Source organism: Dactylosporangium sp. NPDC005555, assembly GCF_040605635.1.
Lineage (GTDB): Bacteria > Actinomycetota > Actinomycetes > Mycobacteriales > Micromonosporaceae > Dactylosporangium.
In genome coordinates this window covers 243,567-262,024 of the sequence record NZ_JBEXDG010000001.1, presented here as the reverse complement: position 1 = coordinate 262,024, position 18,458 = coordinate 243,567, and the positions used below count along the sequence as shown (strand labels likewise).

Annotated in this window: 15 protein-coding genes; 13 read left to right on the top strand and 2 right to left on the bottom strand. The window is 71.0% G+C overall.

Annotated elements, in window-relative coordinates:
- Nucleotides 1-102 precede the first annotated feature (102 nt).
- From ABZS58_RS01265 to ABZS58_RS01225, 9 genes are all read left to right on the top strand, one after another.
- Nucleotides 103-1,029 carry an acetaldehyde dehydrogenase (acetylating) gene (locus ABZS58_RS01265; RefSeq protein ID WP_354776326.1) on the top strand — a complete coding sequence of 309 codons (927 nt, stop codon included), beginning with the start codon at nt 103-105 and terminating at the stop codon, nt 1,027-1,029.
- Nucleotides 1,026-2,042 carry a 4-hydroxy-2-oxovalerate aldolase gene (gene dmpG, locus ABZS58_RS01260; RefSeq protein ID WP_354776324.1) on the top strand — a complete coding sequence of 339 codons (1,017 nt, stop codon included), beginning with the start codon at nt 1,026-1,028 and terminating at the stop codon, nt 2,040-2,042. Before ABZS58_RS01265 ends, dmpG begins: the two co-directional genes overlap by 4 nt.
- A gap of 53 nt (nt 2,043-2,095) precedes the next feature.
- The gene (locus tag ABZS58_RS01255; protein WP_354776787.1) at nt 2,096-2,905 is read left to right on the top strand and encodes a cupin-like domain-containing protein; all 810 of its coding nucleotides are present in this window, start codon (nt 2,096-2,098) and stop codon (nt 2,903-2,905) included.
- A gap of 135 nt (nt 2,906-3,040) precedes the next feature.
- Nucleotides 3,041-4,297 (top strand): aminotransferase class I/II-fold pyridoxal phosphate-dependent enzyme, encoded by a 1,257-nt coding sequence (locus ABZS58_RS01250; RefSeq protein WP_354776322.1) that lies wholly within the window; start codon nt 3,041-3,043, stop codon nt 4,295-4,297.
- The gene (locus ABZS58_RS01245; RefSeq protein WP_354776320.1) at nt 4,294-5,148 is read left to right on the top strand and encodes an aldolase/citrate lyase family protein; all 855 of its coding nucleotides are present in this window, start codon (nt 4,294-4,296) and stop codon (nt 5,146-5,148) included. The genes ABZS58_RS01250 and ABZS58_RS01245 overlap by 4 nt, the downstream gene beginning before the upstream one ends.
- Entirely contained in the window at nt 5,145-6,101 is a 957-nt protein-coding gene (locus ABZS58_RS01240; protein WP_354776318.1) for an ornithine cyclodeaminase family protein, read from the top strand. Before ABZS58_RS01245 ends, ABZS58_RS01240 begins: the two co-directional genes overlap by 4 nt.
- Nucleotides 6,098-7,441, top strand: a complete 1,344-nt coding sequence (locus ABZS58_RS01235) for a hypothetical protein (protein ID WP_354776316.1) — start codon at nt 6,098-6,100, stop codon at nt 7,439-7,441. Before ABZS58_RS01240 ends, ABZS58_RS01235 begins: the two co-directional genes overlap by 4 nt.
- Nucleotides 7,438-7,962, top strand: a complete 525-nt coding sequence (locus ABZS58_RS01230) for a MaoC family dehydratase (RefSeq protein WP_354776314.1) — start codon at nt 7,438-7,440, stop codon at nt 7,960-7,962. The genes ABZS58_RS01235 and ABZS58_RS01230 overlap by 4 nt, the downstream gene beginning before the upstream one ends.
- A 12-nt stretch (nt 7,963-7,974) precedes the next feature.
- The gene (locus ABZS58_RS01225) at nt 7,975-9,453 is read left to right on the top strand and encodes an aminopeptidase P family protein (protein ID WP_354776312.1); all 1,479 of its coding nucleotides are present in this window, start codon (nt 7,975-7,977) and stop codon (nt 9,451-9,453) included.
- A 38-nt stretch (nt 9,454-9,491) separates the two neighbouring features.
- Here the strand turns inward: ABZS58_RS01225 and ABZS58_RS01220 are convergent, their stop codons facing one another.
- The gene (locus ABZS58_RS01220; protein WP_354776826.1) at nt 9,492-10,286 is read right to left on the bottom strand and encodes a hypothetical protein; all 795 of its coding nucleotides are present in this window, start codon (nt 10,284-10,286) and stop codon (nt 9,492-9,494) included.
- Here ABZS58_RS01220 and ABZS58_RS01215 point away from each other — a divergent pair.
- The 3 genes from ABZS58_RS01215 (at nt 10,183) to ABZS58_RS01205 (ending at nt 15,582) form a co-directional block, all read left to right on the top strand.
- Complete coding sequence (locus ABZS58_RS01215; protein WP_354776785.1) at nt 10,183-10,980, top strand: helix-turn-helix domain-containing protein; 798 nt, start codon at nt 10,183-10,185, stop codon at nt 10,978-10,980. The two genes, ABZS58_RS01220 and ABZS58_RS01215, sit on opposite strands and share 104 nt — an antisense overlap.
- Before the next feature lie 283 nt (nt 10,981-11,263).
- Nucleotides 11,264-13,672, top strand: a complete 2,409-nt coding sequence (locus ABZS58_RS01210; RefSeq protein ID WP_354776310.1) for a hypothetical protein — start codon at nt 11,264-11,266, stop codon at nt 13,670-13,672.
- Nucleotides 13,673-13,872: 200 nt separating this feature from the next.
- Nucleotides 13,873-15,582 (top strand): ATP-binding protein, encoded by a 1,710-nt coding sequence (locus ABZS58_RS01205; RefSeq protein ID WP_354776308.1) that lies wholly within the window; start codon nt 13,873-13,875, stop codon nt 15,580-15,582.
- Between the two features lie 65 nt (nt 15,583-15,647).
- Here the strand turns inward: ABZS58_RS01205 and ABZS58_RS01200 are convergent, their stop codons facing one another.
- Nucleotides 15,648-16,796 carry an acyl-CoA dehydrogenase family protein gene (locus ABZS58_RS01200; RefSeq protein ID WP_354776306.1) on the bottom strand — a complete coding sequence of 383 codons (1,149 nt, stop codon included), beginning with the start codon at nt 16,794-16,796 and terminating at the stop codon, nt 15,648-15,650.
- Nucleotides 16,797-16,991: 195 nt separating this feature from the next.
- Between ABZS58_RS01200 and ABZS58_RS01195 the strand changes: the two genes are divergently transcribed.
- The gene (locus ABZS58_RS01195; protein ID WP_354776304.1) at nt 16,992-18,413 is read left to right on the top strand and encodes a UDP-glucose/GDP-mannose dehydrogenase family protein; all 1,422 of its coding nucleotides are present in this window, start codon (nt 16,992-16,994) and stop codon (nt 18,411-18,413) included.
- Nucleotides 18,414-18,458: the final 45 nt, after the last annotated feature.

Here is an 18,458-nt window from a genome sequence, read left to right as displayed (position 1 = left end):
CGCGCGGCCCGAGGTCACCGTCGCCGTTTGCACCCACCGGAGTCCGCCCTGAGGACGCTCGGCGACCTGACGCGTCCATCAAGGGTGAGGACAACCACGTTCATGACTACCTGCAACCCAGATGTCGAACGCCCCACGGTCGCGACCATCGCCCGACCGGCGACCGTCGCCGTCATCGGCACCGGCGCCATCGGCCAGGACCTGGTCAGCAAGATCAGCCGGTCATCCGCACTGACCTGTGCGCTGGTGGCCGGCCGCAACCCGGAGTCGGCCGGCCTGCGGCACGCCGAGCTCCTCGGCTGTCCCACCAGCGCCGGCGGCATCGAGGCCGTGCTGTCCGCCGACCGCCCGTTCGACGTGGTGTTCGACGCGACCAGCGCCGCGGCCCACCGCGAGCACTGGCCACGGCTGGAGCCGCTCGGCTCCCTCGTCGTCGACCTGACGCCCAGCAAGGTCGGTGCGATGGTCGTGCCCGCCGTCACCGGCCTCGACGCCGGCGGCAGCCGCAACATCAACCTGGTCAGCTGTGGCGGGCAGGCGGGCGTGCCGATCGCACGCGCCCTCGCCACGGCCTTCCCGGTGTCCTACCTGGAGGTCGTCTCCACCGTCGCGAGCGTCGTCGCGGGGCGCGCGACCCGGCTCAACCTCGACGAATACGTCGCGACCACCGGCCAGGCGGTCACCGCCTTCACCGGCGTGAGCGACGTCAAGGCCATCCTCAACATCAGCCCCGCGGTGCCGCCGGCACCGTTCCGCACCGCCGTGCACGCCCTGATCCCGGGCGCCGACCTCACGCGTGTCCGGGAGGTCGTGGAGTCGGCGGCCGCCGAGGTGCGCCGCTTCGCCCCCGGCTACGAGATCCTCGCGGCGAGCGTGACCGGTGACCGGGTGATGATCTCCCTGCACGTCATCGCGTGCAGCGAGGTGCTGCCGCCGTACGCCGGAAACCTCGACCTCATCAACTCCGCCGCGATCATGGTCGCCGAGCAGCACGCGACCCGGCTCGCCCTGTCGGAGGCGGCGCTGTGACCGGCCCGAAGACCGGGGTGGTGATCTACGACGCGACCCTGCGCGACGGCCAGCACGCCGTGCGCCACCAGCTCGGCGCGACCGCGCTGCGCCGCTACGCGGAGGCGGCCGACGCGGCCCGGATCCCGGTCGTCGAGGTCGGCCACGGCAACGGCCTGGGCGCCTCGTCGCTGCAGGTCGGCATGGCCGCCGTCAGCGACGACGAGATGCTCGCGACCACGCGGGCGGCGCTGCGGCACAGCCGGCTGGCCGCGTTCATGCTGCCCGGCTGGGGCAGCTCCACGGACCTGCGGCGCGCCGTCGCGCACGGCGTCGACATCGTGCGGATCGGCGTGCACGCCACCGAGTCGTCCCTCGCCGAGCGGCACCTGGGGGTGCTGCGCGACGCCGGTGTCGAGGCGCAGTGCGTGCTGATGATGAGCCACCTCGCGAGCCCGGAGGAGCTCGCCGAGCACGCCGGACAGGCCGCCGGCTACGGCGCGCAGGCCGTCGGGATCATGGACTCCGCGGGTCACCTGCTGCCCGCCGACGTCACCGCCCGGATCACGGCGATCGGCGCGGCCACCGGCGGGCGGCCGGTCATCTTCCACGGGCACAACAACCTGGGCATGGCGGTCGCCAACTCCCTGGCCGCGGCGCAGGCGGGTGCCGGGATCATCGACGCCTGCGCCCGGGGCTTCGGCGCCGGCGCCGGCAACACCCAGCTCGAGGTCGTGGTGCCGGTGCTGGAGCGCTGCGGCTTCGACACCGGGATCGACCTCTACGGCCTGCTCGACGCGGCGGACGTCGCCGAGCGCGAGCTGGTGCCGTCGGCGCCGGTGCCGACACCGATGAGCATCGTCAGCGGCCTGGCCGGGGTGTTCTCCGGGTTCAAGCACCGCGTCCTGGAGCTCGCCGGCCCGGCCGGCGTCGACCCGCGCGACGTCTTCTTCGAGCTCGGCCGCCGGCAGGCGGTCGCCGGCCAGGAGGACCTCATCGTCGACGTGGTGGCGCAACTCAAGGAATCCAGATGAGGAGCACGCACATGGCAGTCCCGCAACCGTCGGCCGGTGTGCCGGTGGCCCGCATGTCGTTCGACGAGTTCCGCGCGCTCGGTCCGGGCGGCCTGTTCAAGGCCGACGTCCCCGTGGTGGTCGCCCTGCCCCCCGACGTGCAGGGCCTCGGCCGCGACGGGGTGGCGGCCCGCCTCGCCGACCTGACCGTCACGCTGTTCAGCGAGCCCGACGACAAGCAGCACCCGGGCCGCTGGAGCACCCGCGACATCCGGCTGAGTGACTTCTTCGCCGACGAGACCCTGCTGCACACGCCGGGTACCTGGCACCGGGTGGTGTCGAACATCCGCAACAGCCCCGCCGACGTCAACGCCGTCATCGGCTTCGACGCGAAGGACTTCTTCGGCTACGGCTCATCGCTGTACGCGGCCAACCTGTGGATCAGTCACAAGGGCGTGTTCACGAAGAACCACTTCGACGAGTTCGAGAACTTCAACATCGCGCTCGAGGGGCGCAAGCGCTTCGTCATCGCCCCGCCCGGCTCCCGCGCGTACTACCCGCGCTCGACGCTGCGCGGGCTCGGCGACAAGTCGCACGTGTTCGACCTCGCCAACGCCGACCTCACCCGCTTCCCGAAGGTGGCGCCGAAGCTCGCCGAGCGGCGCGACTTCACGCTCGAGCCGGGGCACATGCTCTACCTGCCGCTGGGCTGGTGGCACCAGGCCGAGTCGCTGGACGACATGAACATCAACGTCAACTTCTGGCTCACGTCGAAGAAGATCCTGCGCCGGCCGCACGTGCTCGGCGTCGCCCTCTACACGTACGCCTACCGCAAGGCCCGCGGCGTGTACAGCTACAAACCGACCGAGGTGAACGCGGGATGAGCCAGCGCAAACGCGTGTACAGCTACAAGCCGACCGAGGTGAACGCCGGATGAGCGGCCAGCGGAGCGGCTCGGGCCGCTCGTCATGTGACAGGTTGGGCTCAGCCCGACGCCGGAGCGCAGCGGAGGTGGCGGGATGAGCGACCGCAAGCGGATCACGCCGACGCACCGGTACCGCAACAACGACAAGCTCATCGGGGTCGGCAACGTCTTCTGGAACGCCTCCGAGGAGCACGGCGTGGCGGGCATCGTGGGCGACCTGCACGACGGGGTCTTCCACATGGCCGACGGCCACGAGTTCGTCAACTTCACCGTCTGCTCCTACCTGGACCTCGACACCCACCCGAAGGTCATCGACGGGGCGGTCGACGCGCTGCGCCGCTTCGGGGTCCTCGATCACTGCATCCCGCGGACCCGTGTGCAGACGCCGGTGCTGCTGGAGCTGGAGGAGTCCCTCGGCGAGCTGTTCGGCGCGACGGTGATCAGCGCTATCTCCACCGCCGCGGCGAGCACCGGCCTGCTGCCGCTGATCGCGTCCGGGCACCTCGGCAACGGCACCCGGCCGCTGATGGTCTTCGACAAGAACGCGCACGTGTCGATGGCCAACGCGAAGCCGTCCTGCGCCGACGAGACCGAGGTCGTCACCTGCCGCCACCACGACCTGGACTTCCTCGAGGACCAGTGCCGCACGTACGAGCGGGTCTGCTACGTCGTGGACGGCTCCGACAGCCTCGGCGGCTACGCGCCGGTCGAGGAGCTGGCGGCGTTGCAGGACAGGTACAACCTCCTGGTCTTCTACGACGACTCGCACTCGCTGTCGGCGTACGGCGAGCGTGGCCTCGGCTACGTCCGCTCGCACACCCCGGCGCTGGACGACCGGACCATCACCGTCGCCACGCTCAGCAAGGGCTTCGGGGCGGGCGGCACGGCGATCCTGCTCAACGGCTTCCCGCACGCGACGCGGCGGCTCATCGAGCGGTTCGCCGGGCCGCTCGGCTACTCGCAGAAGATGAACGCCGCCGCCGTCGGGGCCGCGCTCGCCTCCGCCGAGATCCACCGCACCGCGGAGCTCACCGAGCTGCAGGGGCGGCTGCGGGCCAACATCGCGCTGTTCGACTCGTTGCTGGCCACCGGGCAGGCCGGCAGCTCGTACCCGATCCGGGTGGTCCCGGTCGGCGACGACGTGGTCATCGACGCGGCGCAGCGGGTGTTCCGGGCCGGCTTCTACACCTCGCCGGTGTTCTTCCCGATCGTCGCCCGCGGCAGCGCGGGGCTGCGGGTGATGCTGCGCGCCGGCCAGACCGAGGAGCAGATCACCCGGCTGTGCGCGGTGCTCGTCGAGGCCGGCGCCCAGCCGGCGGGCGCCCAGCCGGCGGGCGCGGTGCACGCATGAGTCCGGCCCCGCCGCGCAGCATCCTGTACACGCCGGCGCTGTCACTGGACCGGGTCGTCAAGGCGTGGTCGTACGACGCCGACGTGCACCTGATCGACCTGGAGGACTCGGTGCCGCCGGCGGCGAAGGCCGACGCCCGGGCGGTGTGCCGCGCCGCGCTGGAGAAGGCGCCCCGGCCCGGCAACGTCGCCGTGCGGGTCAACCAGTTCGACCGCATCGAGGCCGTGCACGACCTGGCCATGCTCGCCGACTGCCCGGTGCTACCCGGGATCGTGATGATGACGATGGTGACCTCCGCCGAGGAGGTCGCCCTGTACCGGTCGATCCTCGCCTCGGCCGGCGCGCACCCGGAGATCTACGTGACCGTCGAGACCGTCGAGGCGGTCACCGCCGCCGACGCGATCGCCCGGGAGGCCGACGGCCTGGTGCTCGGCTCCGCCGACCTGGCCGCCACCCTCGGCGTGGAGATCGGCTGGGAGCCGATGCTGGCGGCCCGGCAGGCGATGGCCCTCGCGTGCGCCCGGCACGACACGGCCTGCGTCGACACCGCCAACTTCCGGCTCGGCGAGGCGGGCGTCCTCGCCGAGGAGAGCGCCCGGGTCCGCGCGCTCGGCTTCCACGGCAAGGCGACCGTGCACCCGGCCGAGCTCGACGTGATCAACCGGACCATGCGGGCGCACCCCGACGTGCGGCACGCCCGGCGGGTCATGGCGGCGGTCGAGGCCGTCGGCGGCGGGATCGCCGTCCTCGACGGCAACATGGTCGGGCCGCCGTTCGTGCGGCTGGCCGGCATGACGGTCGCCCGCGAGGAGGCCTGGGCGGCCCGCTTCGGCGGACGGGCGGACGGGTGAGCGCACCGGTCATGGTCGGTGCCGGCGACATGGCCGGCACCGCGGCGATGCTGCGGGTCGTCGACGCGCTCGGGGAGATGTTCGCCGACCTGGCCGCCGGGCGCACCACGTCACCGGCGCGGACGGTGCTGGAGCACGGCGACGGCCGGGTGCTGCTGGTCAGCCCGGCGCTGTGGGAGCGGCGCGGCGTCGGCAGCGTCAAGGTCACCACGCTCACCCCGGACAACCCGGCGCGCGGGCTGCCGCTCATCCACGGGATCGTCGCGCTCACCGACCTGACGACCGGCCGGATCACCGCGCTGCTCGACGGCGCGGAGCTGACCGCGGTGCGCACCGGCGCGGTCACGGCCCTCGCCACCCGCGCCTGCACCGCGCCGGACACCGGCGAGCTGACCGTCATCGGCGCCGGGGTGCAGGCGCGGGCGCTGATCCGGGCGACGGCGGCGGTCCGCCCCATCCGCCGGATCCGCCTGTACTCCCGGACGAAGGCGCGCGCGGAACGGCTCGCGGACCTGCTCGGCGGGGACTTCGAGGTGACCGTGCACGACACCGCACGGGACGCCGTGACCGGCTCGCCGCTCATCTGCACCGCCACCTCCACCGGCGGCCGCGACTCCGTGATCGAGGCGGGCTGGGTCGCGCCGGGCGCCCACCTCAATGTCATCGGCGGCACCGGACCGGACGTCCTCGAGATCGACCCGGCCCTGTTCGCCGATGGTGTACCGATCGTCGAGGACCGCGCCGTGGCCCTCGACGAGACGGGCGGCGCGGGCGAGGTACGCGCGGCCGTGAAAGCCGGCCTGATCACCGGGGACGACCTGTGCGAGCTGGGCCGGCTCGTCACGGGCGAGGTTGGTTTCGCAGGCCGCACCACGATCCTGCGCACCGTCGGCATGGCGATCGAGGACACCGCCGCCGCGTTCGCCCTCAGCCCGTCAGGAGTGGTCGCATGAACACGTTCGCGGAGTTCGACGGCGGACATCCGTGGTTCGGGCGGCACCAGCTGCGCCCGGCCGCGCCCGCCGGGACGATCCAGCGCATGCTGCGGCACGAGCTGCGCGACACCGGCTGGCCGTACCAACCCATCATGCCGGCAGCGCCCATGACGATCCCCCGATCGTCCTACGCCGAACTGTTCCGCGTCTCCGTCGCGCTGCTGGAGCTGGTGCACCGCACCGCGCTGGAGAGCGCCGAGGAGACGCGGCAGCGGCTGCGGGTGTACCGGATGCCGGCGACCGAGGACCGGCTGTGGATGCGGGACGCGTGGCTGGAGGAGCGGTACGCCGACAGCGTCGCGCGGCCCGACGTCGTCATCGGCCCGGACGGCCCGCAGTTCCTGGAGTTCAACGTCAGCGGCGCGATCGGCGGCGTCGTGGAGACGCAGAGCCGGCTGGAGACGTGGCGGCGGCTGCACGGCGACGGCCTCTACACCTCGCCCTCGCCGTTCGCGGTCCGCGCCGGGATGTTCCGGACCATCGGCGCCGACCTGGACGTCGCGCCGCGGGTGGCGATCGTGGGCAGCGCCCGGGTCGCCGGGGTGGAGTCGCGGTACTTCGAGCTGGAGGCCGAGCATTACAACAGCCACGGGCTGACCGCCCGGTTCTTCGAGCCGGAGGACCTGCACGAGGCGTGGGACGTGGCGCCGCACCTGCGCTACCCGATCGGCCTGCGCGACTTCACCATCGCCGACTGGCTCGACGCCGGGCTCGACACCGGTGCGGTGCAGGAGGCCGTGGACCACGGCTGTCTGCTGGTCGGCACCCAGACGTCGGCGTTCCTGCACCACAAGCTGACCCTGGGCCGGCTGTCGGAGGGGCGGCCCTGGATGTCGGCGGCCGACCGGCGGCTCGTCGACCGGTACGTCCCCTGGACCCGGATCCTCGCCGACCGCAAGACCGACCGGGACGGCCGGCCGATCGACCTGCTGCCGTTCGTGCTGGCGCGGCGGGAGCACCTGGTGCTGAAGGCGGGCATCGGGGAGAGCGGCCTGCAGGTGGTCCTCGGTCGCGACACCACCTCCACCGACTGGGAGGCCGCCGTGCGTACCGCGGCGGCGGAGGAGACCAGCATCGTGCAGGACTTCGTCGAGCCCGGCACCTGCAGGGTGCCACTGGTCATCGACGACGACGCCGACCCCCGCGACGTCGACGTCGCCCCGGTGCTCGGCCCGCTGCTGTTCGGCCGGCGGCCCGCTGGGCTGTTCTGCCGGTTCTACGGCGACGGCTCGACCGGGATCATCTCCGTGCGGGGCCGCATCCCCAGCTCCGACAACGTCGCGGTGGCGATCCGATGAGCCTGCGCAGGATCGGCGACAACGAGTACGCCGAGGAGCACGGCGGCGACTACGAGGACTTCGAGCCGGGGATGGTCATCAGGCACTGGCCGGGCCGGACCCTCTCCGAGGCCGACAACACCTGGCTGACCCTGCTGACGATGAACCAGCACCCGCTGCACTTCGACCAGCACTACGCCGCGGGCGCCGAATACGGCCGGGTCCTGGTCAACAGCGGCATCACCCTGTGCCTCGTCGGCGGGATGACGGTGCAGGCGCTGTCGGCGCGGGCCGTGGCCAACCTCGGCTGGGACCGGGTGCGGCTCAAGGACCCCGTCTTCGTCGGGGACACGCTGTACGCGACCAGCCGGATCCTCGACCGGCGGCTTTCCCGGTCGCGCCCCGGGCAGGGCATCATCACCGTCGAGACGACCGGCACGAAGGCGACCGGGGAGACGGTCATCGTCTTCGAGCGGACGTTCCTCGTCAGGTGTCGGGTATTACCGGGGGTCGATCATCCCGGTCCGGGTCCGGCGGTCTGACAGGATGGCGTGATGGCGAGCGAGCAGCAGGCAGAAGCCGGCCACCGGGACATCCCCAACAGTGCCGAGTTCCGCGAGTTCATCACCTCAGGCTGGGCGGCGTCGCCCACTGCTGGGGCCGCTTCCACCGCGCGGGCGGAGGTCGCCGACCACGCGGCCGCGCGCCGGGCCGCGGTGTCCGAGCGGTTCCCCGGCGAGCGGCTCGTCGTCCCCGCCGGCGGACTGAAGGTGCGCAGCAACGACACCGACTTCACCTTCCGGCCGCACACCGCGTTCGCGCACCTGTCGGGGCTCGGCGCCGGCACCGAGCCCGACAGCGCGCTGATCCTCGAGCCGCGCCCCGGCGGCGGCCACGACGCCGTGCTGTACACGCGGATCCGGGGGTCCCGCGACGGCGTCGAGTTCTACGCCGACTCGCGGTACGGCGAGTTCTGGGTCGGGCCCCGGCCGGCCGCCGCCGACCTTTCGTCGCAGCTGGGTCTGACGGTCCGCGACCTCGAAACCCTTGCCGACGACCTCGGCAAGGACGACGGCGGCCCGGCGCGGGTGGTGCGGGCGACCGACCCGGACATCACGGCCCTGCTCGACGCCGGGCGCACCGACTTCCTCGAGGCCGACGACGAGTTCGCCCGCTTCCTGTCCACGATGCGGATGGTCAAGGACGCGTGGGAGGTCGGCGAGATGCGCCGGGCCGTCGCCGCCACGCACCGGGGCTTCGACGCCGTCATCGCCGCCCTGCCCGAAGCGGTGCGCAAGGGACGCGGCGAGCGCTGGGTGGAGGGCGTCTTCGGCCTGCACTCCCGGCACGAGGGCAACGGCGTCGGCTACGAGTCGATCTGCGCCTCCGGCGACCACGCCACCACCATCCACTGGACGCGTAACACCGGCGACGTCCACGCCGGCGACCTGTTGCTGCTGGACGCCGGGATCGAGCTGGACACGCTGTTCACCGCCGACATCACCCGCACCCTGCCGGTCGACGGCCGCTTCACCGCCGCGCAGCGCCGCGTCTACGACGTGGTCCTCGAGGCCCAGCAGGCAGGCATGGCCGCGGTCCGCCCCGGCAACAGGTTCCGCGACATCCACGCCGCCGCCAACGCGGTCATCGCCCAGCGCCTGCACGAGTGGGGCCTCCTGCCCGACGGCGTCACCGTGGAGCAGACCCTCGACCCCGACAACGGCGGCTGGCACCGCCGCTGGATGGTCCACGGCACGTCCCACCACCTCGGCATGGACGTGCACGACTGCCTCCTCGCACTGCGCGAGGACTACCTCGACGCCGAACTGCGCCCCGGCATGGTCCTCACCGTCGAGCCCGGCCTGTACTTCAAGGCCGACGACCTCCTGGCCCCCGCCGACCTGCGCGGCATCGGCGTCCGCATCGAGGACAACGTCCTGGTCACCGAAACAGGCCACGAGAACCTGTCCGCCGCGATGCCCCGCACCGCCGACGACGTCGAAGCCTGGATGGCCCGCATCCGCACCCCGTGATGCGGCGGCACCGACACCGGTGCCGCCGCACACCGGGATCAGTCGAACAGTTTGTAGACCGCGGCGGGCGCCGTGATGGCGTCGGCCGGCCTGGTGACCGGTGGGACCGCGCCGAAGTCGGCGAACGCCAGCGCCAGCGCCAGCTCCGGGTCGATCGAGGCGCCGTTGACGGTGAAAGCGGTCAGGTGCCCCCGGCCGTCGACGACGGCCGTGAACGGCACGGCCCTGGCCTTGGCGCCGGCCTGCTTCACCACGTCGGCGGACGGGGCGAGCACGCTGTCGGCGGCGGTCATGTCGACCGTGCCGGTGAAGTGGGTGGCGTCGGTGCGCTCAACCTCGGCGAGGCCGTGCTTGAACAGATCGGTGACGCCGAGCTGGGGGGCGCCGGCCTCGTCGACCGGGAGCGTCGCCGTGCTGCTGGCCTTCGTCCTGTCGATGAGCATCCAGGTGTTGCCGGGCATGCCCCACAGCTTGTTGAGTTCCTTGCCGAAGTCGGCCTTGACCCACAGTTCGGGCGCGATGACGGTGTACGCGACGGAGACCGTGACCTGCTCGACAGTGCCGCCCAGGCTCGCGGCCGCGGACTTGGCCGCGGGGTCGATCCGGCCGCTGCCGGACTTGCTGCCCTGCTTGATGGTGAAGCTGTACGCGGTGGCCTCCGTGGCGTGCACGGCCGCGAGAAGCGCCTCTTCGGGCGGCAGGGCGGCGGTGGAGGTGGACGACGACGCGATGGGCCGACCCTCGGCGGGCGTGCCGGACCGGACCTCGGTGGTGCAGCCGGCGAGGCTGCCGGCCGTCAGGGTGAGTGCGAACAGCACCGTTATGTGTTTCATCTGGAACAGTCCTCCGAATCGAGCCGCGCCCCAGGAACCGGGGGCATGGCCGTTCGGACGGTACCGGCGCGGCGCCAGCGCGCATGACCGCGCGCATCGACCGCCGTGCGGACCGCGAACGGTGTCGATCCAGGTCTGGGCCAACCCGTGCGAACGGCGAGCGGTGAGCCCGGTCGCACGCGCTGTCAGATATCCGCACGAGAGGTATCTCAGGCGGTTGAACGGTCTCGTCGCCGCCGCCCACCTGCGCAGTCACCGGGCGGGCGCTGAGGGGCCCGTCGGCGCGGCACCCCGCGAGCTCGCGGATCTCACGGGACTGTCACGCACCGCTGTCCTCAACCATCTGCGCGCCTTGACCGAAGAGGGCGCCGTCGTCGCCGTCGGCGCCGTACGAAGCCCCAATCGGCGCTACCGATGGGGTAGTCGCCTCAAGCCCCTGAGCGGGCGTCCACAGTGGACCGGGGCGCCGGCATTTCATGCGTTCCAAGGGGAAGTCCCTTGGTCGATGAGCGAATCGGTACATCTTTCGACCGTGTCGCCCCTCGCCGTGATCAGCAGCGGCCCGCGCTTGCTGATGGCGAACGCCGAACCGACCAGTGCGTCGAGATACGTGTCACTGCGCGACAGCACGACGGCTTCGGCGTGGACCCGGCCGAGGTCGTCGGTGCCTGTCCCGGTGCGGAGGTCGGTGTAGTTCCACTGCGAGGTGGCGAAAGCCCGACGAAGAGGGATCCGCGAAGAATGGCTTCGGCGGCTGCCTGGAATTGACCCTCGTCACCGGTGTCCACCTCTCGGGCACGCCGTCAGCCATCAGGCATTTCGAGAGACGGCACCTTGCCTGATGTCATCTGTGACCGTCGAAACAATGCTGTGCCGCGCGGTAACCGGACCGATTCTTTTTCGGCGAACTTCTGGAACAGGCCGTTCGTACTTTCCCTTCGCGCTGAAGCTCTCAGTGCGAAAAAGGAGAGTCGCATATGGTCCGCTTCGCACCCCTTCGGGGGCGAGTCCGGCTTCCGTCCGCAATCCTCGCCGGCTGCATCGCCGCAGCCGGCCTTTTCGTGCCCTCCGCCGCCGCCGAGGCGATCGGCTCCAACGGCTTCACCGTCGACGCCTTGCCGGACGGCGGCACGCGGGTGACGCTGCGGCTCGACGAGCCGCTGCCGGTCCGCGACGCGGTGCCGGAACTCGCCGTCGACGGGCGCGTCATCGGGGCGGCGAAAGAATCGGCCGACGGGCTGAGTCTCATCGTGGAGACGACCGACGCCACCGTCACCGACGCGCAACGCGTCGACGTCGCCTGGAACGGCGTGGTGCCCGGATCCAAGGCGTCGCCGCCGAAGTCCGCCGCCGCCCCCACCACACCCAAGGGACTGCTCAAGAAGCAGGTGTACACGGACCCGGCGCAGCCCGGTCCGTTCCAGGTCGAGCGGATCGACTACGACCTCGGTGACACGGCGACGACACTGTCCGGCCTGAGCGACCTGCCGGCCGAGATCCGGGCCGCGGTCTACGCACCGGCCGGCGCGAAGGGCGCCCGCCCGGTCGTGATCTTCCTGCACGGCCGCCACTCGGCCTGCTACAACCCGACCAGCCGGGCGACGAACAACACCAACTGGCCGTGCGCGGCCGGGTTCATCCCGATCGACAGCTATCTCGGGTACACCGAGACCGCGCAGGCCCTCGCCACCCACGGGTACGTGGTCGTGTCGATCAGCGCCAACGGCATCAACGCCAAGGACGCCAGTTTCACCGACGACAACGGGGGCCTGGCCCGCGGGCAGTTGGTCATGGACCACCTGGACCTGCTGGCGCGGTGGACCAAGACCGCGGGTCACCCCCTCGCCGGCCGGCTGGACATGTCGAACGTCGGACTGATGGGGCACTCGCGCGGCGGCGAGGGCGTGGTCGAAGCCGCGCTGCTCAACGCCGAGCGGCAGCACCCGTACGGCATCAGGGCGGTCCTGCCGCTCGCCCCGGTCGACTTCGGCCGGCCGACGTTGCCGGACGTACCGATGGCGGTGCTGCTGCCGTACTGCGACGGTGACGTCTCCAACCAGCAGGGGCAGCACTTCTACGACGACACCCGGTACTCGGTGCAGGACAACGTGCTGCGGTCGTCCCTCATGATCATGGGAGCCGACCACAACTTCTTCAACACCGAGTGGACGCCCGGCGTGTCCGTCGCGCCCTCCAGCGACGACTGGTCGCCGGCCAACGACGAGGTGTGCGGCAGCGCCAGCCCGGCCCGGCTGACCAGCGCCGAGCAGCGTGCCGTCGGCACCGCGTACATGGCCGGCTTCTTCCGGCTCGTGCAGGGCGGCGAGACGGTGTTCCTCCCGCTGTTCGACGGCACGAACGGCACGGTGCCGTCGGCCGGCCGGGCCGTGGTCCACACCCAGGCCCAGCAGCCCGGTTCGCGCCGGCTGGACCTCGCGCCGCTGGAAGGCCCGGCCGGCAACGTCTCGGTCTCCGGCTTCGACCTGGGTGCGTACTGCTACAGCGTGGCCGCGCGGGTGCTCCCCGGGGACACGCCGTGCTCGGCGACCACCGCGACCTCGAAGATCCCGCACTGGACGCCGGCGACGTTCGCCCCGTCGGTGCCGATCAGCCCGGTCCTGCGGCTGCAGTGGAGCGCGGCGTCGGTGTCTCCGGAGGTACGGGTGACCCTCGGTCCGGGGCAGTGGAACGTCAAGAAGTACGACGCGCTCACCTTCCGGGTGGCACGGGACGAGACGGCGGCCGGCGACGTCGACCTCGCGATCACGCTCGTCGACAAGGCGGGCGGCACCGCGACCGTACGGGTCGGCGACGTGAGCCCGGCGCTCACCCCGTTCCCGGCGTCGACGAACACGACCAACGGGATCAGCCGGCTGGGCAAGACCTGGCTGCGCACGGTCCGGCTGCCGATCGCCTCGATGACCGGGGTGGACCTGACCAGCGTCCGTTCCGTGATCGTGCGGCCGGCCACCCCGGCAGGCGGCGCCTACCTGTCCGACATCGCGTTCGACACCCCGGGGGCCGGCGGCGGCGGCGCCACCTCGGCGGTACAGGCAAGCATCGCCGACACGACGGTGTCCGAAGGCAATGGCCCCGGCACCGCGACGATGCGGCTGTCGCTGAGCGGCAAACTCAAGGAGGCGGCGACCGTCCAGGTGCAGACGGCGGCGAGCGGGTCCTCGTCGGCCGGTCAGGTGCCGCTGCTGTCGTTCCCGGTCACCATCCCCAAGGGCGCGAGCGAGGCGACGATCCAGGTGCCGCTCAACGGCAACACGGTCGTCAACACGGCGTCGCTGCGTTACAAGATCACGATCTCGGCACCCACCGGTGTCGTGATCGGTGACGGCTTCGCCTGGCTGACGGTCCTCGACGACGACGCCGCCTGACGCGAAACCCACGCGGTGGGGGCGGCGCGACTCGTCGTCCCCACCGCACCACCCTGCCGATGCACTGGTTGGCGGTACTACCGGCGCGAGGAACCGGCCGCCGCTGCCGGCCCACTCCCACAGCCGCGCAGCGGAGGTTACTTAACACCAAGCTTCGCACATCGCTTGCCAGGTGTGAAGCTAGGTGTGAAGCTGGACCTATGGGCGCTGACAATGTGGCCGAGATCCTTGCCATCCTGCGCCGAATTGGTGGTGAGCCCACACGCATCGAGGCGAAACGGGCCGCCGGAGGGCTGCCGAAGTCCGTTCGCGAGACACTCTCTGCCTTCTCGAACACGGACGGCGGGACGATCCTGTTCGGCGTCGACGAACAGAGCGCGTTCAGCCTCGTCGAACTGCCGAATCCCGCCGCGCTCCGCGACGCGCTGGTGCAGATGTCGCGAGACGACATCACACCTGCACTGCAGATCGGTGCTGAGATCGTCGAGATCGAGGGCAACCGGATCGTGGTCGCTGAAGTACCCCCCGCGCCGGCGGATCGGCGTCCGGTCTACGTCACCACGCAGGGCATCTCCGGAGGCTCATACCTGCGCGGCGGTGACGGCGACCGGCACATGACCGAAGCGGAGATCGCGATGGTCATGGCCGCGCGTACCCAGCCTCGCTATGACCGCGAACCGGTCGACGGAACCTCGTCCGTCGACCTTGACGACGATGCGATCCGCCGCACTTTGCGAAGGGTCCGAGCTGGATACCCGAAACTCGCGCAGGCCGACGATGCCACCGTCTTCTTCCGGCTCGGCATTTCGGCAGGACCCTCTACCGATTCGCCGTTGACGCTGGCGGGCCTTCTCACCTATGGGCAGTTTCCGCAGCAGTTCTTCCCTCAGCTGATGGTCTCGGTGGTCGTGCACAGCCCGGACCCGGCATCCGACATCAGATTCCTCGACAACCAGACAGTGCGAGGTTCCATCCCCGAGATGGTCGAGACCACCCTGTCCGTGCTTCGACGGAACCTTGCTGTCCGCGCGGTCATCAGCGATCGCGGTGGGCGTTTGGATGAGGTCGAGTATCCACTCGAAGCCGTCCGTGAGGCTGTTGTCAACGCGTTGCTGCACCGCGACTACAGTCCGGTGACGCGGGGGACGCAGGTGCAGGTCGAGTTGTTCCCCGACCGGCTCGTCGTGCGGAGTCCGGGCGGTCTCTACGGCGGAGTTCTCGTCGACGAACTGGGAGAGGAGGGCATCTCGTCATCGCGCAATGCCGTCCTGGCCAGTCTTCTGGCGGACACCTACCTTCCGTCGTCGAACGAACTCGTTGCGGAGAACAGGTCTTCGGGAATCCCGGCAATGCTCGCCGTGGCGCGCAGCCGCGGCCTGCCGCGGCCGAACTTCCGCAGCTCCATCTCGAGCTTCGTTGTGACCATGGCCCGCTCGGAGCTGATCAACCCGGAGGTGCGCCGCTGGATTGCGGGACTCCACGCCCAGTTGCCCACGCCAGCACACGAGATCGCCCTGGCGATGCTGCGCGAGAACTACCTCACGAACGAGATGCTGCGGCAGTGGGGAGTCGACCGTATCGCCGCTGGTCAGGTTCTGAGAGACCTTGTCGACCAAGGGCTGGCCGTCAAGGAGGGCGGCCGGCGCTACGCCCGGTACGTGCTCGATCCCGCGGCCGGCAGCCGCGCACGAGAGCCCGACCTCCTTTCTGCGCTGCTCCCCGATGTCGGGGAAGCGCTCAGAAGGAGCGGAGAAGCGACCGCCGGCGAGCTCGTAGCTCTCACGGGACTGTCACGCACCGCAGTCCTCAATCATTTGCGCGCCTTGACCGAAAGGGGCGAAGTCGTCGCCGTCGGCGCGGCACGAAGCCCCAACCGCCGCTACCGATGGGTCGTCGCCTCGAACCCCTGAGCAGACGTCCGCTGCTGACACCATCCGCCCGGCGACAGTCGCCCTGAGCTGCGAAAGGTTGCCGGTCAGCCGTTGAGCAGCTGGCGGGCCATGACGATGCGCTGGACCTGGTTGGTGCCCTCGTAGATCTGGGTGATCTTGGCGTCGCGCATCATGCGTTCCAAGGGGAAGTCCTTGGTGTAGCCGTAGCCGCCGAGGAGCTGGACGGCGTCGGTGGTGATCTGCATGGCGGCGTCGGAGGCGAAGCACTTCGCGGCCGCGCCGAAGTAGGTGAGGTCCTTGTCGCCGCGCTCGGACTTGCCGGCGGCGGCGTAGGTGAGCTGGCGGGCGGCCTCGAGCTTCATGCCCATGTCGGCGAGCATGAACTGGATGCCCTGGAAGTCGGCGATGGCCTTGCCGAACTGCTTGCGCTCCTGGACGTAGCCGAGGGCGAAGTCCAGCGCGCCCTGGGCGATGCCGAGGGCCTGGGCGGCGATCGTGACCCGGGTGTGGTCCAGGGTCTTCATGGCGGTGCCGAAGCCGGTGCCCGGCTCGCCGATGATGCGGTCCGCCGGGATGCGGACGTTGTCGAGATACACCTCGCGGGTCGGTGAGCCCTTGATGCCGAGCTTCCTCTCCGGCGCGCCGAAGCTGACACCGGCGTCGGACTTCTCGACCACGAAGGCGGAGATGCCGCGGGAGCGGGCGGCCGGGTCCGTTACGGCGAACACGGTGTAGTACTCGCTGACGCCGGCGTTGGTGATCCAGCGCTTGACGCCGTTGAGCACCCAGGTGTCGCCGTCGAGGACGGCGCGGGTCTTCATGCCGGCGGCGTCGCTGCCCGCGTCGGGCTCGGAAAGGCAGTAGGAGAACATGGCGTCGCCGGCGGCGACCGCGGGAAGGTAGCGCTGCTTGACGGCGGCCGAGCCGGACAGCAGCACCGGCATGGTGCCGAGCTTGTTGACGGCGGGGATCAGCGACGAGGACGCGCAGGCGCGGGCGACCTCCTCGATGACGATGGCGGTCGCGAGGGCGTCCGCGCCGGCGCCGCCGTATTCCTCGGGGATGTGCGGGGCGTGGAAGTCGGCGGCGCGCAGCGCGTCGTAGGACGCCTGCGGGAACTCGCCCGTCTCGTCGGCGGCGGCGGCGTTCGGCGCCACTTTGCCGTCACAGACCGCGCGCACCGCCTCACGGATCGCGAGATGCTCCTCAGGCAGTTGGTAGACCTCGAACACGCCGCCCCCTCGAAGAAAAATCCTGAACCGCCGTTCAGGGGGTGAGCATACCGACGAGTAACCCAGGAGCTGAAGGCGCGGTCGCCGGGGAGGGACTACTCTCGCCGGAGCAACGTCGGCAACACCCAGCCCTATACGCCACAAATGTCCGCGATGCGGGTATTTATGGAAACGGGAAAGAGCGGAGACACAGGCGTGACCATCGCGTACCCGAGCACCCCACCCGTAGCAGCCGCGCCCTCCGGCGCACCCCGCCCGCGGCTGACATTCCTCGGCACCGGCTATCTTGGCGCGACCTACGCCATCTGCTTCGCCGAACTGGGCTACGAGGTGCTCGGCTTCGACGTCGACGAGGCGAAGATCGCCAAGCTGGCCGGCGGCGACGTGCCGATCCACGAGCCCGGCCTCGACGAGCTGCTCCGCAAGAACCTGTCGGCCGGCCGGCTGCGCTTCACGACCTCCTGGGAGGAGGTCGCCGAGTTCGGCGACGTGCACTTCATCTGCGTCGGCACCCCGCAGCGCCCCGACGGCATGGCCGCCGACCTCTCCCACGTCGAGAGCGCTGTGACCAATCTCGCGCCGCTGCTCAAGCGCAAGGCGCTGATCGCCGGCAAGTCGACCGTCCCGGTCGGCACCGCCGAGTGGATCGAGCAGCTCGTGCGCCGCCACACCCCGGCCGAGCTGGGCGTCGAGGTCGCGTGGAGCCCCGAGTTCCTGCAGGAGGGGGTCGCCGTCGAGGACGTGCTGCGCCCCAACCGGATCATCTTCGGCGTGAAGAGCGAGTGGGCGACCGGCATGCTCTACGCCGCCCACAAGGGCGTGTTCGACCTGGCGCTCACCGAGGACCGCGAGGTCCCGGTCGTCGTCACCGACTTCGCGACCGCCGAGCTGGTCAAGGTCGCCGCCAACGCGTTCCTCGCCACCAAGATCTCGTTCATCAACGCGATGGCCGAGGTCTGCGAGGCCGCCGGCGCCGACGTGACGCAGCTCGCCCGCTCGATCGGCTACGACGCCCGGATCGGCAACAAGTTCCTCCGCGCCGGCGTCGGCTTCGGCGGCGGCTGCCTGCCCAAGGACATCCGCGCGTTCCAGGCCCGCGCCCAGGAGCTCGGCGTCGGCGAGGCGCTGCGCTTCCTGCACGAGGTCGACCTGATCAACCAGCGCCGCCGGCAGAAGATCGTCCAGCTGTCCGCCGAGCTGCTCGGCCGCGGCTACGGCCCGGCCGGCCCGGACCTGGCCGGCACCCGGATCACCGTGCTCGGCGCCACCTTCAAGCCCAACTCCGACGACGTGCGTGATTCGCCGGCGCTGTCGGTGGTGCGCAAGCTGTCCCGCTCCGGCGCCGACGTCACCGTGTACGACCCGGAGGGCATGGACAACGCCCGTAACGACGTCGACGACGTGACCTACGCCAAGACCCTCACCGACGCCGTGACCGGCGCCGACCTGGTCTGTGTGCTCACAGAGTGGGAAGAGTTCCGCAACACCGACCCCAACGCGCTCAACGAGCTCGTCGCGGCCCGCCGGGTCATCGACGGGCGAAACTGTCTCGACCAGTCGGTCTGGGTCGCCGCCGGCTGGGAGTACCGGGGCATGGGGAAGCCCACCGTCGCTTAAGCGCCGGAATCTCCCGAACGGGCGCATCGCTTTCGCGACACGTCG